The organism is Carboxylicivirga sediminis (assembly GCF_018156225.1).
In the GTDB taxonomy this organism is placed as follows: domain Bacteria; phylum Bacteroidota; class Bacteroidia; order Bacteroidales; family Marinilabiliaceae; genus Carboxylicivirga; species Carboxylicivirga sediminis.
Genome location: NZ_JAGTAR010000039.1, coordinates 1 through 24392 on the forward strand (window position 1 = coordinate 1; position 24392 = coordinate 24392).

A 24392-nucleotide genomic window follows, 5' to 3' on the forward strand; every position below is an offset into this window, starting at 1 on the left:
CAAAATAGCCCGCTATTCTTTCGTCAATATACACTTGAAACTCACTATTTGTAAGCGTTCTGAGTTCAAAATTTTACGTCGAACTCAGGTTAATAGAGTTACTAAGTAAAAACAATTGCAACAGCAAGAACTGTCTCGCTCAATGCATTACCACTCTGCGATGCTAAACTACGGGCACCACCATTCCCTAATGAAGAGAAGAGTATCATTGCTACTACATAGCTCGTGACCCAATTGGGTCAGATATCGCGACCCAGTTAGGTCAAGCACTATTACCCACTTAGGTCAAACAGTATGACCCACTTGGGTCAAGCACCTGGACCTAGGTGGGTCGTGCTACATCTCCTTAGCCACTAATGGTCTTTGTAAGCTACCAGTCCTGATGGTTTTAGCACGGTGCACTATGGCTCTCACCTCTAGCTTATAGTTGCCCTTTCTCAACTCATCAGGCATAATAAACATCAGTTCCGAAGGTTTATTAAGTATCAGAATCTCCACTTTTGTTTCGCTGCGATCCTCAGCTATCAGGTAGATGCCCTGTGCAGGATCCTGGGCATCGAATTTGAGCAAAGTACCCTTAATCCTTGCCGGCTGACCGGGTGTAAATGATGCATCGGTTGCATTGGTTGACAAATCGGTGAACTGCTTCAGAAAAGGTGCACGATGATTCAATATCTTTTTCTTTAGACGAATGCGCTGCCGGGCTTTTATAAGGCGTTCGCCTGCTTTAAAGTGCAATTTAACCTGATGCTTTTGCGAATCAAAACTATCCGTGATATTATCAAAATTACCTGCTATACCCGATGAGACGGTAAACAAATCGGTATGCACAATGGCTCCTTCACTCACCAGTTGCTCAACAGCCGAGTGGTACTCTTCAATAACAGCCAGTGCTTCGGCCTTGGTAACTGTTGATCCTTTTTGAATCATCATTTCAACAATACGCTCGGTGGTATAGGTTTCGTTTCCGCCGACCACAGCTATGTAGTTACCTCCCTTAGTAGATAGTGTGTTGGGCCTAAGGCCATACTTTAAAGGCATAGTGTTCAGGTATAATGGTTATCTCCTAAAACTAAGCATTTCTTATGTAAATATATGTGCTACCAACACAAAAAAGGTGATAGCCCAACAGACCACCACCTTTCAAACCCAACCCATTATCTAAATTTCCTTAAGCCATAAACTTGCTTTGCCTCTATGAGGACACAAAGAGCGAAAAGGATTTCTATACGCCCCGGAAAGTGATAAATAGGATAATCTCTTGATACCCCCATCGCCTTCGGCACTTCCCCAAGGGGAAGATGGCTTGCGCTAATACTTGCCCCTCGGAGAGAGAACCGCAGTAAGAGGCAGTACTTATCTCCAGTCTCCTAGCTATTTAACCAGCGATCGAGCTTATGCCAGCCACCGGCGTTATACACCTCTGCAATTCCATTTTGGATTAACATGCCTTTGGCCGAAGCACTACGCATACCCGAGGCACAACACACCACCAAGGGTGCATTGAGCTTCTTTAACTTTTTAATGGCTGAATCATTCAAGCGCTCCAGTGGAATATTCACCGAGCCATCGATATAGCCATATTTAAACTCCTGAGGCGTGCGCACATCAATAATACGTGCTCCTCGCTCAATGGCTTCCAGCACTTCCTGTTTTCTTTTTCCAAATAAAAAATCAAATAGACCCATGTTCTTATCGGTAATTTTATTGTTAATCGATATTTGATAAACCAGCTTTTACATTCAACCCTCTCCGGGGTTGTTTATTCCTCTATCTAAAGTCCCCGCGCTACGCACGAGGTTATTATTGTTAATGTCCTTCAGACATTTTTTAATCCCGAGGGGATTAAACTATAAGAACCATGGGGGCAATCCATGGAATATATAGCGATTAAACGAACCCCAGCGCAGATTCAACTATTCACATTATGCACTCACACTTTATAATAAATTGGCATAATGCACTCCATTAACCGCCCAAACTTCATAACTGAGACACCAGCATTGAATAAACACTGGTGGCCAGTTTTGGTTTTTGGTTAAAGGATTCAGATTACCTATCCCCCTCTCCCTTCGGGTTTCTCCCCAAGGGGGGAATTATCCATTACTAATCCTGTACCAATAGTTTAAGCATGTGACATCATGGCTGCGATACCACCACCGTTTTTTACGTTGGTATAACCACGTTGCTGCAATACCTGCATAGCATAAGCCGAGCGGGCTCCTGAAGCACAGTATACGATAATCTCGCGGTCAGTGCTACCCAGTTCACCTTTGCCCGACATGATATCGTCCAATGGAATATTGACTGCATTGGGGAAGGCGCCTGTCATAAACTCACCTGGTGTACGCACATCCACTACCAGGCGCTCCATCTCATCGCGACTCACGTTCTGGTTGCTTTCTACCTCTACTGCTTCGTCTTTGCTGTTAATGCTTTTCTTTTCGAGTGGCAACAAGGTCACATTGAAGTTTTCGAAGCCAACTGCAATAGCATGGCGCTGCAATGATATGTGTCCCCCCGAAATGTTATACACGTTGTCAAATCCGGCACCTTTCAGGGTACGCAAGGCCTGATGGCCTTTTTTGCCAATCTCATCGTAAACCAGAATGGTTACATCTTTTGGAATGGCCTGCAGGTTCTGTGAAAGCATTTCCAATGGCAGATGATGTGCTCCTTGTAGATTACTCTTGCGGAAAGCGAAGACATCACGCACATCCAGCACTACCAAGCGCTCTTCTTTCTCAATAAATGCATCCAACTCAGACACTAACAGGCTTGGGCTATAACCAGACAATTTGTTTTCGGCAGCATAAGCAGCCATATTCATGGCATCGTTAGCCGTTCCAATAGGCGGTGAATAAGCAAAATCCATATCGGCAATCTCACTCACCTTGATTTTGGCTGCTGCCGCTGTTGCCAACACATCCAAACGCTTATCAGCCCCTTTGTATCCGGCTGTTTGTCCACCCAGCACTACACCTGTCTGACGGTCATAAATCACCATCACACTCACGGTCTCAGCTCCAGGATAGTATGATGTATGGTGCTCTTTATGTACTACTACCGCATCGGCATCAATACCGGCTGCTTTGGCCTGTTTAAGCGACATACCGGTGATACCTGCCACCGCTTCGAACACACGCACTACCGATGTACCGATAGAACCTTTATAGGCATGTTGGCCACCCAGGGCATTTTCAGCAGCGATACGTCCCTGACGGTTAGCCGGTCCGGCCAGCGGGATACGTACTTTTTTACCGCTCACACGGTGTTCAATCTCCACCATGTCGCCACCGGCATAAATATCAGCATCGGATGTTTGCAGGTACTCATCTACCAGCAAACCTCCTGCTTCACCTATCTTCAGACCGGCATCAATGGCCAGCTGTAAGGTTGGACGCACACCAATGGATAGCAGCACCATGTCGGCCTCCAGCGTTTGTCCGTTATCCAGTTCTACCGAATCAGGGTTGATTTTCACGACCCCTGTTTCGGTATGCACACCAACTCCATATTCCTTTAGCTCACGTGTGATAAAACCAGCTGTTTCGGCATCCATCAGCGACATCACGTGTGGCATTTTCTCCACCACATGTACTTTTAAACCACGCTTAACGAGGGCTTCCACCATCTCCAGGCCAATAAACCCACCACCTACAACAACGGCTGTCTTAGGGTCTTCCTGCTTCAGGTGATTATCAATCTTATCCATGTCGGCCAGGGTCCACAGGCTGAACACATGGTCGTTGTCAGCCCCCGGCAGATCCGGTTGAATAGGACGGCCTCCCTGGGCCAGAATCAGTTTTGTATAGTCGTATTGCTTTTTGGTTCCGTCGCGTGTATCCAGCGTATGAACCAAGTGTGCTTCTTTATCAATAGATGTAACCAATGTATGAATGTGAACATCCACATTGTATTGTTCCTTAAAGCTCTCAGGACTTTGTAAGATCAATTTAGAACGGCTGTCAATATCGCCGGCGATATAATAAGGCAATCCACAGTTGGCAAATGACACATCGGGTCCGGCCTCAAGCATAGTGATTTGTGCATCTGGCGATAACCTTCTTGCTTTTGCGGCTGCCGTAGCGCCGGCAGCGACCCCTCCGATAATTACAATCTTTTCCATTTTGATGACTATTTATATTATTTTTTGTTTGCTCTGATTTTAACGGTGGCAAAACTAATGTCATCAAAAAAGATGCTTTGTGCCTATTGTCACATAAGGGAGGAAATTTAGGATTTTTAAGAAATATGGTGTAGTTATGGGTTTTGAGTTGAGGGTTGAGGGTTATTTATATTTGCTTCCTTTGTATTGAGATTCCAAAGGATTGCATCTTAATTTGAATGCTTTAAGTAAAGATGCAATCCATAATAATATTTTAGGATTTAACTTAAAACCCGAAACATATTAACTCAAATCAACTATCTCAATCTTATTCCTCGACAAACTTATTTTACCCAATTTCTCAAGCTGCTTCAACAGTCGTGAAATCACTTCGCGGGAGGTGTGCAAATCGTCGGCAATTTCCTGGTGTGTACCCAATAAGACAAGCGTATTGCGCTCTTCCGATAGCTGTATCAGGTACTCAATCAGGCGCTCATCCATCTTTTTAAAGGCAATGCTGTCGATGGTGTGCAGGAGCTCTTCAAAGCGCATGCGGTACGACTGCATGATGAAGCTGCGCCAGCCGGCATATTTCTTCATCCAGTCTTCCATACAATTGATGGGCACCATAATGGCCGTCACAGTTTCAATAACGGTGGCGCGCACCTCACTTTTAGCCCGCTCCATACAGCACGATAGTGTTGAAGCACAAGTATCTCCGCCGTTCAGATAATATAGTAGCAGCTCATTACCATCGCTATCCTCGCGCACTACCTTAATAACGCCTTTGGTTAAAAGGGGCATGGCCACCACATCGTCACCAATTTCAATAAAATTATTACCGGCTTCCAGTGTTTTGGTTGTGCAGTAACGTGCCATCTCATCCAGCAGCGCAGGTTCCATCAAAATGGGGAACTTTGATAGTATCGTATCTTTAATATTCATATCAGGACTTTAATACATGGTGAAAATAATGGATAAACGCGGACCGGCCAATTTAGCGCTTAAAAATTATATGCCATGTTAAAACTAAAGTAGTGCCCTTCTTTGGAGTAGGAGTAATAGGGCTGTAATATAATCTGCTCAAGTACATCCATCCATAAACCAGTGGTATGACTATGATGCCAATCGTTGGAATGCTCGCCATTGAGCCACACGCGCCCAATATCAAAACCTCCCAATATACCAATGTCCATCGGCAGGTATCGGTTATCCCAATTAAATAGCTGTATTCTCAAATCCAGGTTTTCGTACAAGGCCTTATTGCCCCGAAATCGATTATTGCGGAAGCCTCGCAGGTTGGTGCGGTTTCCCAGGTTGGGATACTGATAAAACTGTGCCTCGCCGCTGATTAGCTCATAGCCTACATTATTGGCTAACACTACCTGGGGATGATTAGCAATGGTTAAGTAGGTTTGCATATTGGTTCCGAACGTCCACAAAGTATTGGCATTGGTAACATCATCCTGGTAACTCAACGATGCATTGAACCGAATGCCGTTGGTTGGTTTTGATTCGCGATCGACATAATTGATACTGTACACCATTTTAGCACCAACAAAACTATGCCTGTCCAGTTCTTCATCGGTAAATCCCAGCTCCGGGTCCTGGGCGACACGGCCATTGGTATCTTCCAATCGGACCGATTCAAATGTGGGGCCAAATTTAAAGCTGATGAATGAATTACGACTACTTAAGCTGATGAGTGGCTCAATCTTATAAGCCCGTTTGCGCACCCAGTTATATTGTTTAGCCAAATCGTGGTTGACCGACTCATTACCATAACCAAAAAAGTTTTCTATACTCGGATAGTCGATATATAAAGAAGGATGAAAATCAACATTGGGTAATAGATTGAGGAAATGCCCTTCATACATTATGATGAAAGCATCCTGACTACCCGGTGCCACCAAAGCTGCTACCTTCTGCTTTGATTTATAGGGCTCACGGCGCCAGCCATATCGGGTCCAGTTGTGTGTTAAGCCAAGCCAGACACCATCGTCCAGTGTATAGCCACCCCTCAGAAAAGGCAGATTGGTATTGTATTTAAATCCGTAACGGTCGTAATCATTAATATCAACATGGTTCGAGGTTCTATCCTTGATATTAGAACCAATCAGCTCAATGCCTTCAATGTTATCGTAGGCATAAACTCCTTTAGCGGCAGATTGATTGATAACTGTATCCTCATCTTCACCACCAACGATTCGCACTTTAATGGCGTTGTTTGATGCACCTGTAATCATAAACTCATCATCGCCCCTAAGTCCATATAAGCGCACCTCGCGGGTTTCATCAGGATGAAACGTGCGCGAATACTTTAACAAATCGCCTTTTGATTTTCGCTTCACATAGTATTTCACGTTTAGCTGACCATCGTCAAAGCGTGTTATTTCAAAGCGGTCATCATCATCGGTTGCGGTCACCTCCACCTCAGTACTAATGTAGTCGTATAGTTTGCGGCTAATTGTAAGCAAATGCTCCCGACGCTCTTTTAACAGGGCAAGCACTTCTTTGTTTTGCTCCCTTACTTCGGGCGGCAAGCCCAATAATGCCGAGTCAATTACCTCATCTGTCATATTAGCCTGCAATTCCCTGGTAATCTGCTCCCATTGCGTCCATTCCAGCTCATTCAAAAAATAGCGGTCGAAATACCTGGCGTTAAATGCGAGGTGCCTCACATCCCGCACATCGCCTTTCATGGTTTTAAACTTCTTCATTAAAAAAGTGGAGACGTATACTGGAATTACCCCTTCAAACTTATAAAAGGCCTGATCACGATCACGTGGAATGGGCCGATAGATGGTGCGCTCATCCTCTTCAAAACTTGCCCAGCGCCACTGGTCGTCGTGCCTGTCCCAGTCATGAATAAACAAATCGAACAGGCGTGACTTAAGCACCCACTCCTGATCGACAAAATGCGTTTTCTTTTCGCGCAGATTTTCTAGTAAGTCGGTGTAGCCAATGATATCCTTTGAATTGCCAAAATAATCGGCATTGCTCCAATCACCTGACGGACGTTGCTCCAATAAATATACTTCCTCTGGAAAAAAGGCATTATAATTACCCAAACCACGCTGGTGCTTCATATAAACCAACTCAGGCTGGGTTGAATAAACTCCAGCCGCTGAGGATAAGGAAGGGATCATTAGCGCACCATATGGATGACTGGCCGAATTTTGATCCTTCATAATATTTAATGCCTTTAGGTTAGCAAACTTCTCATCCACCAGCCTGGTATAATCCTTATTGATTGAGCGTAAAATATATTGCTGCTCATCAGCTTTTTCCAAACGCAGGGAGTTCGATGACATGCCCCCTCCTTTTTTGATGGGTGCTAATCCCCCATGCTTCGTTTCCAGATCAATGAGCTGTACTTTCACATCAGTAGCCCACATGCTGCGGTATTGCTCTCCCAGGAAAAACTTCATTGTTTTACTCCCTTCAAAAATCTTGTTGGCAGCTACAATTGTGTCGGTTCCGCTTAATGGGGCATACTGCTTGTCCGTTTTTCTACTCCCGGCTTTAGGTGCGCGTATTTGCCGGCGATATTCCAACACTGGTTCGACATTAAAGCCATTGACTGTGTAAAACTCAATCCAGGCTTCGGAATTGCTATAGAAATCTATTTTTGCGTAACCACGTGCTTCACTGGCATAATCGGCTTCACCACCAGCCGCGGCATAGGTCACTTTACTGCCCGACCCGCTTATGACTTGTTTAATTTCATCATCATCGAAATACTGCAGGTTGTGCTCATGGCCCGAAACAAAGGTCACATTCACATCCCACAATTTGGCTGCCCGAACTATTCCTTCCACAAAATCCTGGTACAGGTGATGGCTGAGATCCTGCACCGAACCGGTGGTTTGCCTGTAAATTGGATAAACAGAGCCAATACCTGGCAATGGCACCCATAGCTGATGATTCAGTTCAAGTAATGGAAACAAGTGATGCTGGAAAGAAAAGTACCCGCCATGCTTACCATTACTCTCAATAGGGTGATGCATAAACACAATCACCTCATCGTTTTTATAGCTCATGAAGATTTCTTCCATTCGCACCAGGAAATCACCCCTTGTGTGAATGTCACAACCCTTGTTCATCTTTTTCTCCTCTTCCCAATTATGCAGCCACCATTGCGAATCGACAAACACATACACCAAATCCTTGCTTACCTTAACCACTTTTGGTTCGCCACAGCCGCCTCCCGGATAAAATTTCACTTTCGAATCAGTTGTTGGTTCATAGGCCTCCACAAATTTCTCCTGTCGCTTTATGCGTTTCAATCCTCCCTTTTTTCCTTTCTTCCAATCGTGGTTACCAGGAATAAAATAGGTGGTGCCACTTACTTGATTGGCCAGTAACAGCTGCGACTCAAGTATTAGTTCACTCAAAGCCCGGCATTCATGGTCTTTTGATGGCATGCCCAGCGGATAGATATTATCGCCAAGAAACACCAGGTCACTTGGTGAGCCAGTTCGCATTAAGTGTTGCTTAACAGCCGACAACACATAGTTGGTACCATTCACTTCGTCATCCAACTGACCGGCATCACCAACCAAGAATATGGTACGCACAGCATCATTTGACTGCATCTGGTTTTGTGACTGCCAGTTACTGGCCTCTGCACTATAATAGGGGGCTTTTACGCTTGAGCATCCAGCGAGCAGAAATGGTATTATGAGCAGGTATGATACGTATCTTCTCATCATCAATTAGGCGTAAATTTCATGAGTTTACCTCTCCCTGCTTTTCCTTCGGAAGCGATGTAAAGATTCAATTCTTCATCAAAAGCGATCCCCTCGGGCTGGGGTAACTTTTGCATATCCAGAAAAACAACGTAATCAAGTGAATGCTTTGCATCAAACACCATTAGCATGCTGCCACGCGCCGACAAAAGGAATATTTGCCCACTCTCAGGATGAATAGCAACACCTGAAGGAGCAAAACGGTTTAAGCGCCACAGCTGCTCAGCATTAAGCTCATTTTCTGCATTCTGCTTTAGTTGTTCCACATTAATCAAGAGCACAGGATCGGCATCCAACTGTTTGGTATCTAATCGAAAGCGATAAATGGCTTTTTCATGCCTATTTTCACTTAATGGCAAGCCTTTACAGGCAATTAACAGGCTATTGAAGCTCTGCTCATAATACAATCCTTCGGCATCATTAATTGCTGACAGGCCCGTATCATACACCTTTGTTTTATCCTTATCAGTATTGTAACGGTATAACTTACCATTGCTTTTTAAGACGAAAATAAATTTACCAGCTCGTGCGAGGCCTTCGTAATCACCACTTTTATGGAACTCATAGAGCTCATCTGCCTTTCCGCTTTGCCTGTCTATCTCATAAATAATTCCTTTTTCATCGTTGATAGCCAACAAGCGCTGGCTTTTCACATCATATTCCAAACCTGAAACCTCTTGCAAGGAATTATCAAGTTCGAGAAATGTATCTGCCAATGGAAAGTTATAAGTAGTACTCACCCCATCTTTTACTTTCCAAACCTGACTACCGGTACTAGTGCAGGAAGCAAGTAATAGAACTATTGATAATAATTTGAAGCTTATACATCTCACACGTGAAGGATTTTTAGAAGCTCAATTTACCAATTTTAAAGGATTATCGGTACATACCTCTTTTTAATTGATTACAATTGTCCGTATATCAAAATCCCGATACTAATAAAGAATGCAATCAGAAATAGATTATAAGACCACTGCAACAACTGGTACTTGCATAAGGTGTAATGGTTAAGCATAAAACTGGCGCGTACCTGGTTACCCACCTGTAAATCCTGATTGCGCACCACGGCATCCATCGATTTCTCATACTCATCAAGATCTACGCGTCTCATCATCATAAAACTGTTGTGCTTAAAGTCAGGGTATTTCTCCTTCATTTCGCGATGATACTTGAATAAGCGATGGACATATGCCCCAATAGGACTGGCTGTTAGCAGAGATAATACCAGTGACATTCCACTGCCAATCAATAAAACAATAACAATAGCATTCCCGTTATCGACATACACGTCCATTTTTTGATTAAACACAATGAGTAAGGAAATAATTGTGGTATTGATGCGCACCATAATCATGGCCTTACGGTCGGCCATTGTCATGCGGTTCACCAGCATTTTAAAATGATTCCGGAAGAAGGTACTCAGCGCTTTACGTGGCTCCTGTTTGGTATCATACAGCTTCTTCTTTTTTTTCTTTTTAGCAACAACACTATTTTCATCATCCCTTGAAGAGATTGGCTCAATAAGCTGTTCATTGACTAATAACTCTTGTGCCTCATGTGCTAAATTAGCCTCTAAACTCATATTATTAAATTTTATATATCTATATATCTAGATGCAAATATATATAAAATGCTATTAATACCAAATATTCTGTTTTTTGGCGACATATATCAGCAAACTTATCTACTTTTGCAACATCTAATCATTAGCATAACACACTCATTCAATGCAAATTCCACAACAATATAAGTTCATCGTGCAGCTTGGCAAGGCTTTGCACATTTATGGTGTTCCATCCTATAAATCACAGATATACCTCACCGAGATATCTGAAAAGAAAGATATTAAAGGTAGCTTTATGGATACACCAACATGGATTAACTATGTATTTTATGAGGAAGATGAACACACCTACAACCATGTGGAATGCGTCCCCCCGGGAGAGTTAAATCTGGGGGCTTTATCTCAGGTGGTTGAGATTACCAACAATGTGATTACCAATGAGCTCAACTTTGCTGAAGCCAAAGAGCAAATTATAGAACTTCAGAATAAGCCCAATAGCTACAATAAGTTAGTTGAGCTACTTTCTTTCATGTTCTCGGCCGGCTCCTTCTGTGTTTTACTCAACACCAACTGGCTGTCTGTTATTGTAGCCACCTTTATTGGCGCATTGGTCTATGGCATCACGCTCATGGCCCGTCATTCGAGCTATTTGCGCAGCACACTGGAGTCAATGGTTGCCTTTGGTGCCACCATCACTACTGGCTTACTGTCAACAGTTCTGCCCGAATTAAATATCTCCATGACCATACTCGCCTCCATCATTGTGTTTATACCCGGGCTATCGCTCACCACGGCACTTGAGGAAATTACCTCGCGTAGTCTGGTATCGGGTACCGCCAAGCTTTTTGATGCCCTGGTTTCCTTATTTAAGCAGTTTTTTGGTGTGGTGTTAGGTTTGGCACTGTTGCCGCTTTTTATAGAGATTAAACCGCATGTTGTGATTGATGACATTCCGCAATGGGTTGATTTCGCAGCTATTCTGATCCTATCGTTAAGCCTGATGCCTGTTTTTAAGGTACGCCCAAAAGACATACCGCTGGGTATGGTAACGGGTTTTGTCTGCTTTTACACCACCCTGTTACTTGGTTTCACAGGCATTCTGGTGAGTATTTTTTTCGGTACAATAGTAGCGGTAGCCATTAGCAAACTGTTCACTCATCTCACCAAGGTTCCGCGACTGGTTTACCTTATCCCCGGTATCATTATGCTGGTGCCGGGAAGTAAAGCATTCATTGGTCTGAGCACCTTATTCTTAGACGCACAGGTAAGTAACAGCAACATGGGCGAACAGGTTCTGTACATCTTTATGGGTATTATAGGCGGATTAATTTTCTCAGGCACCTTTATGGACAGGCGACTGGGCAAAAACCTGAATCAGACAGACCAGCTGTTTAAACGTTAAGAATTGTAAAAATAACTCCTGATAAAGAAGTTTAAAATCAATTGTTCGTATTAAGTTTCGTACCTTTGCGCCCTCTTTTTTATACAACAAGGGAAGAAACAAGCTGTTAGTTACAACAATCTGCTAATTAATGAATAGCAGATTTTAAGATTTACTGAAAAAAGCGTTCGCATGAAATTATTAGTAAAAACCTTTCATGGTTTAGAGGAAGTATTGGCTGATGAGTTAAGGGAAATAGGAGCCAATGATGTAACGCCCATCAAAAGGGCCGTAACCTGCACAGGCGACAAAGAAGTGCTGTATAAAGCCAACCTTCATTTGCGAACCGCTTTACGTGTATTAGTGCCAGTTCTGAAATTCAAGGCAAAAACTGAGGACGAACTGTATCAGAACATCTACAAATATGACTGGTCGGCGCACATCACCGAGAAAAATACATTTGCCATCGATGCAGTAGCTTTCTCTGATTTTTTTAAGCACACCAAGTATCTGGCATTAAAAACCAAAGATGCAATTGCAGACCAATTCAGAGATAAAAATGGCCAGCGTCCTTCGGTTAACATCGAAAAGCCAGATCTTCAGATAAATGTACATGTATCGCACGATCAGTTTACCGTATCGCTGGACAGTTCGGTTGAATCATTACACCGCAGAGGCTACCGCAACCCCCATCATAAAGCACCGCTTAATGAAGTATTGGCAGCAGGTATGCTGAAAATTGCCAAATGGCACAAAGACATTCCACTGATTGACCCAATGTGCGGAACCGGCACCATCCTGATGGAAGCCGCAATGATGGCTTGCGACATGGCTCCCGGATTTAAGCGCAAGCACTTTGGTTTTATGAGCTGGGCTGATTACGACAAGGCCTTGTGGGAAAAGATTCATACCGAGGCAGAGAATAAGATCCGCTATCCGAAAGTAAATATTGTAGGTGGCGATAATAATCCACAAGCGGTAGATATGGCCAAAACGGCTTCACTGGATTTCCGCCTGAACCGTCAGATTCGTATTGTACGTTCAAATATGGAAGACCACATGCCACCTGCTCCACGTGGTATGATGATTACCAATCCACCGTATGGCGAGCGCCTGACGAAGGATAACATCAATGAGTTCTACAAAAAGATTGGTTCGCACCTGAAAAAAAACTATACCGACTGGCAGGCATGGATCATTACTTCCAACACAGAAGCGCTTAAGCATGTCGGACTTCGCCCAGACTCTAAGTACACTTTATTCAACGGCCCGCTTGAGTGTAAGTTTGTGGCCTACGATATGTTCGAGGGTGAAATGAAAGAGTTTAAAAAGAAAATCAACCGAACCAAAAGACGAATTGATAGTTAATAATGGAAGTCAGATAATGATTTCAATAAATAACTATGCAAAACAGAATTACAGAGCTTTTTAATATACAGTACCCAATTATTCAGGGTGGAATGGTTTGGTGCAGTGGCTGGCGACTTGCTTCAGCTGTTAGTAACAATGGCGGCTTGGGTTTACTCGGCGCCGGCTCCATGTACCCTGAGGTGCTGCGTGAGCACATTCAAAAAATGAAGAAAGCCACCGACAAGCCATGGGGTGTGAATGTGCCATTATTGTATCCCAGCATTGATGAACTGATGCAAATCATCGTTGAGGAAGGGGTCAAAATTGTGTTTACTTCGGCTGGTAATCCGGCCAAATGGACAGGTTTCCTCAAAGAAAAAGGCATTACTGTTGTGCATGTTATAGCCAATGGCCGCTTCGCTAAAAAATGTGAAGAAGCCGGTGTAGATGCCATTGTAGCTGAAGGCTTTGAGGCGGGTGGACACAACGGCCGTGAAGAAACCACCACATTAACCTTGATTCCGTCTATCCGTCAGCAAACCACTCTGCCACTGATTGCAGCTGGTGGAATAGGTACCGGCAAAGGCATATTTGCTGCCATGGCACTAGGCGCCGATGGTGTGCAGATTGGTTCACGTTTTGCCATCACTGAAGAATCATCGGCTCACAAAGCATTTAAACAACTGGTGGTTGAAACGGGAGAAGGTGGCACCTTACTATCGCTTAAAAAGCTGGCACCTGTGCGATTAATGAAGAATGCATTTTTCGAACAGGTACATGAAGCAGAAAAAGCCGGGGCTTCTACATTAGACCTCCAAAAACTATTGGGAAAAGGGCGCGCTAAAAAAGGCATCTTTGAAGGTGATTTAGTAGAAGGAGAGCTGGAAATCGGACAGGTTGCCTCGTTAATTAATGACATTAAACCTGTTAGTGTAGTGTTTGAAGAACTATTATCAGAATACCGCCAGGTAAAAGAAGAAGCGGCCACAAACCCTCGATTTAATTTTTAATGATAAACATACAGAAGCATACGCTTAGCAACGGATTAAGAGTAGTTGTACATGTTGACAAAAGTACGCCGCTGGCTGCTGTTAACGTATTGTACAATGTGGGATCAAAGAATGAGCAACCTGACAAAACCGGCTTTGCTCACTTATTTGAACACCTGATGTTTGGAGGTAGTAAAAACATACCTTCGTATGATGCTCCATTGCAGATGGTGGGAGGTGATAACAATGCCTGGACCAACTGCGACATCACCAACTACTACCTGACCTTGCCGGCAGCTAACCTGGAAACAGGATTCTGGCTTGAATCGGATCGTATGCTGGAACTGGACTTTTCGGAGCAGAGCCTTGAAGTGCAGCGAAAGGTAGTTATTGAGGAGTTTAAGCAGCGTTACCTCAATCAACCATATGGTGACATTCCACTGCTACTAAGTCCCCTGGCCTATAAAGTACACCCCTATCAGTGGCCTACCATTGGTAAGGAAATAGCACACATTGAAAATGCAACGCTCGATGATGTGCGACAATTCTTCTTTAGTCATTACGCACCCAATAATGCTGTTTTGTGTGTTAGTGGGAATGTAGACCCGGATAAAGTATTTGTTCTGGCACAAAAATGGTTTGGCGATATTCCATACCGGGAACTGGCCCAAAACAATATACCTGCAGAGCCCACACAAACTGAAGCACGCAAACTGGAGGTAGAGCGCAATGTGCCAGCTAATATGATTCAGAAGGTGTACCATATTGGCAGCCGAACTGATGATGACTTTTATACAGTTGATTTACTCTCCGATGTGCTGGCCAACGGCCCATCGGCGCGTCTGATGCAATCATTGGTTAAAGAGCAGCAGCTTTTTAGTGAAGTAAATGCCTACATATCGGGCGATCATGATCCGGGACTATTCACGGTGATGGGTCGTCTACTACCCAACACTACCTTGGAACAAGCCGAAAAGGCTATCCAGGCTGAATTGGATAAAATAAGTACGCAGGCCATAGGTGATTATGAGCTCCAAAAAGTAAAGAATAAGGTGGAATCATCTCTGGTATTTTCTGAAATCAGCTTCCTGAACAAGGCCATGAATCTGGCATCCTTCGAGCTGCTGGGTAAAGCTGAAGACATTAATGACGAGGTTAATAAGTATCAGGCTGTCACCAAAGAAGCCATTCTGAATACGGCACAAAACACCTTTAAACCCACCAACTGTTCAACTTTATATTATCGCTCAAGCCAATAAAATGAGTATAGACAGACGCATTGCCCCGAAATTTAAAACAACCGATACATTTGAGCTACTCCCCATTGAAACCTTTCAACTGGATAATGGTATTCAGGTACACCTGATGCAGGCCGGCTCACAGGAAGTGGCCAAGCTCGACTTTTTATTCCCGGCAGGTTCTATACAGGCCAATAAACCCCTGTTGTCATCCATCACCTGCAAAGGTCTTTCTGAAGGAACCCAACACCTCACCGGTGCTGAAATCTCGGAGAAGATTGATTTTTATGGCGCTTACATTGGTCAACAGGCACAGTTTCATCATTCTATTGTAACGCTGGTAACACTTTCACATTTTTTACCACAAACACTTGAACTGCTCGAAAACATTATTAAGCACCCAACCTTTGAGCAAAAAGAGATTAATACGCTACTCAACAAGCGCAAACAAGAGTATCTTATTGAAAGCGATAAGGTAAAAACCCTTGCTACCAGGGCATTCACTCAAAACCTATATGGGAAAGAGCATCCATATGGCAATTACCTGACACTGGATGATTTTGAACAGATTACACGTGAGGATGTCATTGACTTTCATAAAAAAGCATACATACCTAAAGGAACACATATCATTGTGTCGGGTCAGCCTGGTTCGCAGCTAAAGCAGCTTTTAAACAAGCACTTTGGACAAGAATGGCATAGCACATCGCCCCTGCCCGATTTACTACCTCCAACAGATATTATTCCAGAGAAAGACCGGTTTGTCCCTAAAGAAGGGGCACTCCAATCTGCTATTAAAATGGGGGTTCCTCTTTTTAATAAGCAGCACTCCGACTTTCATGGCATGCAAATATTAAATACCGTGCTTGGCGGTTACTTTGGCTCGCGCCTGATGACGAATATTCGCGAAGAGAAAGGACTCACCTATGGTATCTCATCATTTATAATGACTTATAAGCATGCCGGCTTTCTGATTATCAGCTCCGACGTAAAGGCAGAGAACAGGGAACTGGCACTAAAAGAAATCAATAACGAACTACAAAAACTGAGAGACGAGCCCATTAGTGAGGAGGAGCTTCAGTTGGTTAAGAATTTTCTTATTGGCGACATGATTCGCAACTTTGACGGACCGTTTGCCACATCTGACAATTACAGGGGATTGATTGATTTGAACCTGACACCAGATTATTTTAATGAGTTCTTTAATGTACTCATTCACATCACATCGGGTGAATTGCAGCAGCTGGCACAGAAATATTTCAAAGAAGAAGCTCTAATAACGGTTGTTGCCGGCAAGTAGAGATGCTCAAAACTATGGCGTAGCAACATATACAGAATATTCAAATTCAACTTAATGAGGCTAAACAACTCGTTTAAAACCTTTGTTACAATCAAAGGAAATAAGTATTTTAGTTCGCTTTAACGAGTACGTGCATGACGAAAGCTGATTGGGAAGAAGAAGATAAAATGATACGTGAGCAATTTAATGCGCTCATAGATGCCTGTCCACGCTGCCAGACACCAGAAAACAAAAAACTGGTTACCAAAGCATTTGAGTTAGCTCATGAAGCTCATATGGGCATGCGTCGTAAATCAGGTGAACCATACATTTTACATCCGATTGAGGTGGCCCGCATTGCAGCTGAAGAAATTGGTTTAGGAACCAAAGGCGTTATTGCGGCGATTTTGCACGATGTGGTAGAAGATACCGACTACACGGTGGAAGACCTGCAGAATATCTTTGGCGAGAAAATCGCCTCGATTGTGGCTGGCCTTACCAAGTTGGAAGGTGTCTTTGATCAGTCCTCTTCCATTCAGGCCGAAAACTTCCGTAAGCTTTTGCTGACCATGGTTGAAGACGTGCGTGTTATACTTATCAAACTGGCAGACAGGCTGCACAATATGCGCACGCTTAACTCAATGCCCGAGCACAAGCGCTTAAAAATTGCCGGTGAAACACTTTACTTTTATGCACCTCTTGCCCACCGCCTCGGCCTCTATGCCATTAAAACAGAACTGGAGGATCTGAGTCTGAAATATGAATTGCCACAGGTATTCAATAACCTGAGTCAAAAGGTAAAAGACAGCGAAGAACAACATGTAGAATTCATCAATAACTTCAAAGCACCCATTGAAGAACGTCTGAAAGCAGAAGGCTATGAGTTTGATGTGGTTGGTCGACATAAATCAGTTTATTCCATTTGGAGCAAGATGCAGAAGAAAGATCTGCCGTTTGAAGAAATATATGATGTACTGGCCATCAGGGTGGTATTTAAGCCCAAAAGCCACTTGCCCGAAAAAACGCAATGCTGGGCCATCTATTCAATGATAACCGACATCTACAAGCCCAAACCAGACCGTTTGCGCGACTGGGTGTCAACCCCTAAAGCCAACGGTTACGAAGCGCTTCACAGCACAGTAATGGGGCCTGATGGCAAATGGGTGGAAATTCAGATCCGTACCACCCGAATGGATGAAATTGCAGAAAGAGGGTTTGCGGCACACTGGAAGTACAAAGGGCAGAAGGAGAAAGAATCGGAGCTGGACAAATGGCTGGAGATGATTAAAGAGCTGCTGGATAATCCCGATGCCGATTCACTGGAGTTCTTGGATGATTTTAAACTGAATCTGTTTGCTTCCGAAATCATGATTTTCACCCCCAAAGGCGATGTAAAAGTGATGCCCAAGGGAGCTACAGCACTCGATTTTGCATTTGATATCCACACCGACATTGGCTATAAATGCATCGGTGCCAAGGTTAACTTTAAACTGGTGCCACTCAGTCATCAGCTAAAAAGCGGTGATCAGGTTGAAATTATTACCTCTGAAAAACAACAACCCAAATACGAATGGTTGAGTTTTGTAACAACAGCCAAAGCTAAAACCCGCATTAAGAATGCCTTTAAGGAAGAGCGAAAATCCATTATAGCTAAAGGTGAAAGAATACTGGAACAAGAGCTTCACAAGAAGAAGCTAACCATCAACTCACGAATACTGAAGAAGATTCTTGATTTCCATAAAATTTCCAAGCGTGATGAGCTATATTTTAAAATTGGCAAAGGCAGCATCAAGCTGGATGACCTGCATAAGATACTAAGCACCAAATCGCGCAACAAATGGATTCGTTACTGGAAGCTAAACTTTGGAATGTCGACCAGTAAGCCGGAGGAGGTAAAACCCGAACCAAGCAAAAAGAAAACACAGGTTGTTTTATCGGATAATGACGAACAGGATCAGTTTACCATAGCCGACTGCTGTAATCCCATTCCCGGTGACGACATTCTGGCTTTCATGGATGAAAGCGACCAGATTATATTACACAGCCGCAAATGTCCGGTAGCCCTCAAGCTGATGTCAAGTCAGGGAAATCGCATTGTTTCGGCCCAATGGGAGTCACATAAAATACTATCATACCTGGCACTTATTAACCTGTCGGGCATCGACCAGATGGGTATTGTAAGTAAAATAACAAAAGTGATTTCTGAAGACCAGAATGTGAACATGCGCTCCATTAATATCGAAAGTCACGATGGCATATTTGAAGGCAACATCTATTTATACATTCACAACACCGAGGACTTAAACAACCTCATTCTTAATATCATGAAGATTAAAGGTGTACATAATGTTAACCGGCAAGACCGCATCAAAGCTGATTTATAATAATTCTAAACAAGTATTTTTTAATCTGACGATTTTACTTATTTTTAGGCTCTATTTTAATTGAGACTACATATGAATAAGGTAGATGCCAAAGATGTGGTAAAACAGCTATTCACTGAATACCTTCAGCGCAACGGACACAGGAAAACACCTGAACGTTATGCTATTTTAGATGAGATATATAGTCGCGAGGGACACTTCGATATTGAGTCGCTCTATATATTTATGAAAAACAAAAACTACCGCGTAAGTAGGGCTACTCTTTATAACACCATCGATCTGTTACTGGACTGTAAACTGGTCATCAAGCATCAGTTTGGCAAAAACATTGCTCAGTTTGAAAAAGCATTTGAGTCGAAGCAGCATGATCACCTTATCTGCACTAATTGTGGTTCGGTGATTGAATTCTGCGACCCGGGCATACAGACAGTGCTAAACAATGCTGCTGCTTTCAACGAGTTTAAGGTTTCTCACCACTCACTGTATGTATACGGAACATGTAAAGACTGTGCTGCTGAAGAAACTAAAGAATAAGATTATTCGATAAAAAAATCAGAGCTACACAATAGCTTTTAAACGGATAATGTGTACTTTTACAAATCGGAATTCTGAGGCAATCGGAAGTCCGATTTTTCGTGTTAAGACACTGTCTTTTCAGCGCTTAACAATTTATTAAACCAAGCTTACAGGCTGGGTTTAGTTAAGTAACCACAAGCTTTAGGGCATAATATTAAAACAAAAAAGAATGAAGGTTGATGTTTTACTAGGACTCCAATGGGGGGACGAAGGCAAAGGAAAAGTTGTTGACGTACTGACACCGCAATATGATGTCATTACCCGCTTTCAGGGAGGACCCAATGCAGGTCACACACTTGAATTTGATAATTTCAAGCATGTTCTTCACAATATTCCATCAGGAATTTTCCATGCTGATAAAGTCAACATTATTGGCAATGGCGTTGTTCTGGATCCCATCACTTTCAAAAAAGAGATTGACTCGCTGAAAGATAAAGGCTTTGACATCACCAAGAACCTTTATATTTCAAAAAAGGCACACCTGATCTTACCAACTCACCGCATATTGGATGCCGCTTCTGAAGCGTCTAAAGGAAAAACTAAAATTGGTTCAACCCTGAAGGGAATTGGTCCTACCTACATGGATAAGACTGGCCGAAATGGTTTACGCGTAGGCGACATCCTGCATGACTTTGAAGCAAAATATGCCGCTCTTAAAGAAAAGCATGTGAAAATGCTGGAGATGTATGATTTTGAATACAACATCGAAGAGTTTGAGCAAGGACTGCAGGAAGGTATTGAAACACTGAAGAGCTGCATCATCATTGATAGTGAACACGAAATCAATAAATACCTGAAAAACGGCAAAAGTATATTGGCTGAGGGTGCTCAGGGTACTTTGTTAGACATTGACTTTGGCTCCTACCCGTTTGTAACTTCATCCAATACCATTTGTGCAGGAGCTTGTACAGGTATGGGTGTTGCGCCTAATAAAATTGGCGAAGTATATGGTATTTTTAAAGCTTATTGTACGCGTGTTGGTAGTGGGCCATTCCCTACCGAGCTGTTTGACGAAACAGGCGAAGAGTTGCGCAAAGCAGGTCATGAATTTGGTGCTACAACCGGACGCCCTCGTCGTTGCGGTTGGATTGACCTTGTAGCTTTAAAATACTCAGTAATGATTAATGGTGTTACACAGTTAATCATGACTAAAGGGGATGTGTTAAGTGGTTTTGAAACCATCAAAGCAGCTACTGCATACAAGCTGAATGACGGAACAGTAACTGAAGAATTTCCATTTGAACTGACAGATGATGTAGAACCTATCTACACTGAAATAAAAGGATGGAAGGAAGATTTAACGGGTGTAAAATCAGAAGATGAATTCCCTCAGGAACTGAAGGATTACATTGCCTACCTGGAAAAAGAGCTGGAAGTACCAATCAAAATTGTTTCGGTTGGTCCGGATCGTGAGCAAACGATTGTTCGATAATTGATAAACTCAATAATACTTCAAACCGGTTCAAGTTGAGCCGGTTTTTTTATGTCACTCAAGTCCTGATTATATTTGCTAAAAACTGATAACGATGCTGACACAACCTACACTATTGCTCGACAAAGCCAAATGCCTGTCTAATATTGAGCGTATGGCACAAAAGGCTCTAAAGGCCAACGTAACGTTTCGCCCGCATTTTAAAACGCACCAGTCGGCAGAGGTAGGCAGCTGGTTCCGTGCCTATGGTGTCGACTGCATTACCGTTTCATCAGTAAAAATGGCGCTGTACTTTGCCAACAATGGCTGGACAGATATTACCATTGCCTTTCCTGCTAATATTTTAGAGTGGTCGACCATTAATGAGCTGGCCGCCAAAATCAACCTCAACATAGTAGTGGAGTCTGCAGAAACAATTCATTATCTGGAAAAGCAACTCACCAACCCCGTTGGCACTTACATCAAAACAGATACCGGTTATGGCCGCACTGGTGTTGCCGCAGAAGATTACGGCACCATGCAACAGCTGCTTAAAGAGTTAAAATCATGCAAAAACCTCATTTTTATTGGTTTTTTGTGTCATGCCGGACACACCTACAATACACAATCGCGCGATGAAATCTTAACAATTATGGAATCATCTCGCCAGCAATTATTGGCCTTAAAAACCTTTATGTCCAACGATTTCCCCTTGATACAACTATCATATGGCGACACACCATCTTGTTCGGTATCTGACAATTTTGAGGGCTTTGATGAGATACGACCCGGCAACTGTGTGTTTTATGATGATATGCAAACACGCATTGGCTCCTGCCATCAGGATGATATTGCCGTTGCACTGGCATGCCCGGTGGTAGCTAAGCACCCCGAACGTCTGGAGGTCATTGTCCATGGTGGTGCCGTCCACCTGTCAAAAGATGTGATGAGCATTAACAACCAGCCGCATTTTGGAACAGTTCTGCCTCTTATGGAAAATAAGTGGCTAGTGAACCAACCTTTAGGGTACGTCGCTAAGCTCTCACAGGAGCATGGCATTATTAAAATGCCTCAGCAAGCATTTGATAAGGTGAAGATAGGCGATATGTTGGCCGTATTGCCGGTGCACTCATGCCTGACAGCCAACCTGATGAAAGCGTACCAAAGCACCGATGGCTCTGTTATTTCAATGATGGTTTAATTTTTTTCAGCACTTGCCAGCAGGCGCCCTACCAGTAATGCCATGATAATAACCAGGTAGAACTGACCGCATAAGGTGATTAGCAAGGCCAATGACTTGGCTATTGGCGTAAGCGGTAATAAATCGCCATAGCCAAGGGTAGTCATGGAAACAAAGGTATAATAGAATGAATCATAAACTTGGTGTACTGATTTATCAACCATAAAGTTGAAGGCGCCTGTGAACTCAGAGCTTATCATATCAACCAGTATGGCAAAGCCCACACCAATCAGTAGATAACCGTTTATTGCTTCAATAATCACCAGAATATTCACCTCCTCCTTTCGGGAGAGCTGCTTGATAAACTTAAACACCCTCAACAAAAAAAATACCACCAGCCATAATGAGGATAAATAATGTATCACTTTCATTTCGGCCAAATCGGTTATCCACACAGCTATTATGGCCACCAAGACCTGAACTATCACCTTGGGTTTGGCATCTTCGCTGGTGGCATAAGTTGAAATAACTACAATAAATGTGATGAAAATACCAAACAAATATATGTCGAAGAATACATTTATAATAGGCAAGCCAAAAATGGTAAAGACCAAAAGTACCAATAAGCCCCAATTACTCATTAACTGTTTAAAATTCTGCTTAGTATCAAATCCGCCTATTAATCCCATAGTGCTCTGTTTTGGTAGTCATTACTACAAATCTAAATTAATCTGCAGTAAATCGGAACACTTTTTGTTTATTCACGTTGAATACCTCAAATAACTCAGAATATTTATGAAACAACTATTACCAATTCTGTTAATCACAGTATTGTTTGCCGGATGTGCCAGCAAACGCAATTACAACAAAGCTCAGAAATTTGATGAAGCAGGACTATATACCGATGCTGCCGCATTATACTTCAAATCATTAAGTGCCAATAAAAATAACATCGATGCTAAACTGGGGCTGCAACGTACCGGGCAGCTTGTTTTGGAAGACAAAATTGATGCGTTCAAGGCCCAATACAATAATGGCAGTGCCAAAGAAGCTGTTTACGCATACAGGGAAGCCGAGAGTTATTTCAATCAGCTATCAGCCTTAGGAGTTAAGTTGATTATGTCGGAAGAGCAAAAGGAGTACTACCTGGAAGTAAGAGATCGTTACCTTGATATTCTCTATCAGAAAGCCATGAAGGCGCTTAGCCTTGAAGAATTTAGCAATGCCGAAGCCCATTTCAGCGAGATTCTTGGCATCGACAAAAACTTTAAGGATGCCCAAACACAATGGATTACCGCTAAATACGAACCTGTTTACCGCCACGGTAATCAACTGATGGAAACCCAGCAATACCGTAGCGCCTATGCTGATTTTAACCTGATCAATAAAGCAACCAAGGGCTATAAGAATAGTATTGACCTGCAAACGCAGTGCTTAAGCGAAGCCACGGTGACGATAGCCATCCTGCCTGTGAGCTATAAATACCGCAGCACAAGAAGCTATACCACACTGATGAAGGAAAAGATAGTGGCAGAACTATCTCAAATAAAATCACCATTTTATCAAGTTATCAGCGATGAGGCCATCACCTCTATCCCAGGCTGGAATGAAGCTAAAGATCAGACCCTGGCACTAAAATATGCTCGCCAGCAAGGCAAATACTTTGAGGCCAAAAGCATATTATCGGCACGCATTGACAAATATGCAAAATCAACCGGCCAGCTTAAGAAGTTTGAAAAACATGGTTACCTGAAGAACATGGTTGAAGTTGTTAATCCGGAAACAAAAACCATTGAATTAAAAGCCAAATACACGAAAGTGAAGTATTATGAGTATACGCAGGAAAACACAGCTGCCATTGCCTTGTACTACGAGCTGAACAGGGTGGACCGAGATGAAATTGCTTTTGCAGACAATTTCTCGGGTGAGAAAAAAGATAAAGTACATTACGCCAAATTTGATGGGGATTATAAAAAACTGGTAGCCGGCACCTGGAAATACATCGACAAAGACTCAGCTGAAGATCAGGTGTATGATTCAGAAGATTCAAACAAACGCCTGCACACCTTATTCAAAAACAAAAAAGAGTTACAATCGGCAGCCAAGCTGGAAAGTCAGTTGCTATGTGAGTGCATGCAACATGTTTCCAACAACATCATTAATTATCAACCTGAAAACTAA

The 24392-nt window shown here is 43.0% G+C and carries 18 protein-coding genes; 10 read left to right on the forward strand and 8 right to left on the reverse strand.

What is annotated here, in order from left to right:
- Positions 1-336: 336 nt before the first annotated feature.
- The 7 genes from KDU71_RS19350 to KDU71_RS19380 form a co-directional block, all read right to left on the reverse strand.
- On the reverse strand, positions 337-1041 hold the full coding sequence (locus tag KDU71_RS19350) for a DNA-binding domain-containing protein (RefSeq protein ID WP_212192762.1): 705 nt from the start codon (positions 1039-1041) through the stop codon (positions 337-339).
- A gap of 329 nt (positions 1042-1370) precedes the next feature.
- Positions 1371-1688: a rhodanese-like domain-containing protein gene (locus KDU71_RS19355; RefSeq protein ID WP_212192763.1), complete on the reverse strand. Its 318-nt coding sequence runs from the start codon at positions 1686-1688 to the stop codon at positions 1371-1373.
- 437 nt (positions 1689-2125) lie between these two features.
- Complete coding sequence (locus KDU71_RS19360; protein WP_212192764.1) at positions 2126-4129, reverse strand: FAD-dependent oxidoreductase; 2004 nt, start codon at positions 4127-4129, stop codon at positions 2126-2128.
- A 282-nt stretch (positions 4130-4411) separates the two neighbouring features.
- Positions 4412-5053, reverse strand: coding sequence for a Crp/Fnr family transcriptional regulator (locus KDU71_RS19365; RefSeq protein ID WP_212192765.1), 642 nt, complete (start codon positions 5051-5053; stop codon positions 4412-4414).
- 59 nt (positions 5054-5112) lie between these two features.
- The gene (locus KDU71_RS19370; protein ID WP_212192766.1) at positions 5113-8823 is read right to left on the reverse strand and encodes a metallophosphoesterase; all 3711 of its coding nucleotides are present in this window, start codon (positions 8821-8823) and stop codon (positions 5113-5115) included.
- Positions 8823-9692, reverse strand: a complete 870-nt coding sequence (locus KDU71_RS19375) for an SdiA-regulated domain-containing protein (protein WP_212192767.1) — start codon at positions 9690-9692, stop codon at positions 8823-8825. The genes KDU71_RS19370 and KDU71_RS19375 overlap by 1 nt, the downstream gene beginning before the upstream one ends.
- A 71-nt stretch (positions 9693-9763) precedes the next feature.
- Positions 9764-10441: a hypothetical protein gene (locus tag KDU71_RS19380; RefSeq protein ID WP_212192768.1), complete on the reverse strand. Its 678-nt coding sequence runs from the start codon at positions 10439-10441 to the stop codon at positions 9764-9766.
- Positions 10442-10586: 145 nt separating this feature from the next.
- Here KDU71_RS19380 and KDU71_RS19385 point away from each other — a divergent pair, with 145 nt between their 5' ends.
- The 9 genes from KDU71_RS19385 to KDU71_RS19425 all read left to right on the forward strand — a co-directional run bounded on the left by KDU71_RS19385 (position 10587) and on the right by KDU71_RS19425 (position 22232).
- Positions 10587-11825, forward strand: a complete 1239-nt coding sequence (locus tag KDU71_RS19385; protein WP_212192769.1) for a threonine/serine exporter family protein — start codon at positions 10587-10589, stop codon at positions 11823-11825.
- Between the two features lie 171 nt (positions 11826-11996).
- Positions 11997-13172 carry a THUMP domain-containing class I SAM-dependent RNA methyltransferase gene (locus KDU71_RS19390; RefSeq protein ID WP_212192770.1) on the forward strand — a complete coding sequence of 392 codons (1176 nt, stop codon included), beginning with the start codon at positions 11997-11999 and terminating at the stop codon, positions 13170-13172.
- Positions 13173-13207: 35 nt separating this feature from the next.
- Positions 13208-14164, forward strand: a complete 957-nt coding sequence (locus KDU71_RS19395) for an NAD(P)H-dependent flavin oxidoreductase (protein WP_212192771.1) — start codon at positions 13208-13210, stop codon at positions 14162-14164.
- Positions 14164-15402 carry a M16 family metallopeptidase gene (locus KDU71_RS19400; RefSeq protein ID WP_212192772.1) on the forward strand — a complete coding sequence of 413 codons (1239 nt, stop codon included), beginning with the start codon at positions 14164-14166 and terminating at the stop codon, positions 15400-15402. The genes KDU71_RS19395 and KDU71_RS19400 overlap by 1 nt, the downstream gene beginning before the upstream one ends.
- Before the next feature lies 1 nt (position 15403).
- Positions 15404-16681 carry a M16 family metallopeptidase gene (locus tag KDU71_RS19405; RefSeq protein ID WP_212192773.1) on the forward strand — a complete coding sequence of 426 codons (1278 nt, stop codon included), beginning with the start codon at positions 15404-15406 and terminating at the stop codon, positions 16679-16681.
- Between the two features lie 134 nt (positions 16682-16815).
- Positions 16816-19044, forward strand: coding sequence for a RelA/SpoT family protein (locus tag KDU71_RS19410; protein WP_212192774.1), 2229 nt, complete (start codon positions 16816-16818; stop codon positions 19042-19044).
- A 72-nt stretch (positions 19045-19116) separates the two neighbouring features.
- The gene (locus KDU71_RS19415) at positions 19117-19578 is read left to right on the forward strand and encodes a Fur family transcriptional regulator (protein WP_212192775.1); all 462 of its coding nucleotides are present in this window, start codon (positions 19117-19119) and stop codon (positions 19576-19578) included.
- Between the two features lie 211 nt (positions 19579-19789).
- On the forward strand, positions 19790-21052 hold the full coding sequence (locus KDU71_RS19420) for an adenylosuccinate synthase (protein ID WP_212192776.1): 1263 nt from the start codon (positions 19790-19792) through the stop codon (positions 21050-21052).
- 94 nt (positions 21053-21146) lie between these two features.
- Positions 21147-22232, forward strand: coding sequence for an alanine racemase (locus KDU71_RS19425; RefSeq protein WP_212192777.1), 1086 nt, complete (start codon positions 21147-21149; stop codon positions 22230-22232).
- On the opposite strand, the gene KDU71_RS19430 is transcribed toward KDU71_RS19425, so the two are convergent.
- The gene (locus tag KDU71_RS19430) at positions 22229-22900 is read right to left on the reverse strand and encodes a two pore domain potassium channel family protein (RefSeq protein ID WP_212192778.1); all 672 of its coding nucleotides are present in this window, start codon (positions 22898-22900) and stop codon (positions 22229-22231) included. The genes KDU71_RS19425 and KDU71_RS19430 overlap by 4 nt on opposite strands.
- Before the next feature lie 106 nt (positions 22901-23006).
- Between KDU71_RS19430 and KDU71_RS19435 the strand changes: the two genes are divergently transcribed.
- Complete coding sequence (locus KDU71_RS19435; protein WP_212192779.1) at positions 23007-24392, forward strand: hypothetical protein; 1386 nt, start codon at positions 23007-23009, stop codon at positions 24390-24392.

What these genes read in the sequence shown, in the direction of transcription:
- KDU71_RS19370 (WP_212192766.1), bottom strand. Translation starts at nt 8,823, where the DNA reads ATGATGAGAAGATACGTATCATACCTGCTCATAATACCATTTCTGCTC.
- KDU71_RS19405 (WP_212192773.1), top strand. Translation starts at nt 15,404, where the DNA reads ATGAGTATAGACAGACGCATTGCCCCGAAATTTAAAACAACCGATACA.
- KDU71_RS19385 (WP_212192769.1), top strand. Translation starts at nt 10,587, where the DNA reads ATGCAAATTCCACAACAATATAAGTTCATCGTGCAGCTTGGCAAGGCT.
- KDU71_RS19430 (WP_212192778.1), bottom strand. Translation starts at nt 22,900, where the DNA reads ATGGGATTAATAGGCGGATTTGATACTAAGCAGAATTTTAAACAGTTA.
- KDU71_RS19390 (WP_212192770.1), top strand. Translation starts at nt 11,997, where the DNA reads ATGAAATTATTAGTAAAAACCTTTCATGGTTTAGAGGAAGTATTGGCT.
- KDU71_RS19350 (WP_212192762.1), bottom strand. Translation starts at nt 1,041, where the DNA reads ATGCCTTTAAAGTATGGCCTTAGGCCCAACACACTATCTACTAAGGGA.
- KDU71_RS19420 (WP_212192776.1), top strand. Translation starts at nt 19,790, where the DNA reads ATGAAGGTTGATGTTTTACTAGGACTCCAATGGGGGGACGAAGGCAAA.
- KDU71_RS19415 (WP_212192775.1), top strand. Translation starts at nt 19,117, where the DNA reads ATGAATAAGGTAGATGCCAAAGATGTGGTAAAACAGCTATTCACTGAA.
- KDU71_RS19425 (WP_212192777.1), top strand. Translation starts at nt 21,147, where the DNA reads ATGCTGACACAACCTACACTATTGCTCGACAAAGCCAAATGCCTGTCT.
- KDU71_RS19360 (WP_212192764.1), bottom strand. Translation starts at nt 4,129, where the DNA reads ATGGAAAAGATTGTAATTATCGGAGGGGTCGCTGCCGGCGCTACGGCA.
- KDU71_RS19435 (WP_212192779.1), top strand. Translation starts at nt 23,007, where the DNA reads ATGAAACAACTATTACCAATTCTGTTAATCACAGTATTGTTTGCCGGA.
- KDU71_RS19380 (WP_212192768.1), bottom strand. Translation starts at nt 10,441, where the DNA reads ATGAGTTTAGAGGCTAATTTAGCACATGAGGCACAAGAGTTATTAGTC.
- KDU71_RS19355 (WP_212192763.1), bottom strand. Translation starts at nt 1,688, where the DNA reads ATGGGTCTATTTGATTTTTTATTTGGAAAAAGAAAACAGGAAGTGCTG.
- KDU71_RS19365 (WP_212192765.1), bottom strand. Translation starts at nt 5,053, where the DNA reads ATGAATATTAAAGATACGATACTATCAAAGTTCCCCATTTTGATGGAA.
- KDU71_RS19410 (WP_212192774.1), top strand. Translation starts at nt 16,816, where the DNA reads ATGACGAAAGCTGATTGGGAAGAAGAAGATAAAATGATACGTGAGCAA.
- KDU71_RS19400 (WP_212192772.1), top strand. Translation starts at nt 14,164, where the DNA reads ATGATAAACATACAGAAGCATACGCTTAGCAACGGATTAAGAGTAGTT.
- KDU71_RS19395 (WP_212192771.1), top strand. Translation starts at nt 13,208, where the DNA reads ATGCAAAACAGAATTACAGAGCTTTTTAATATACAGTACCCAATTATT.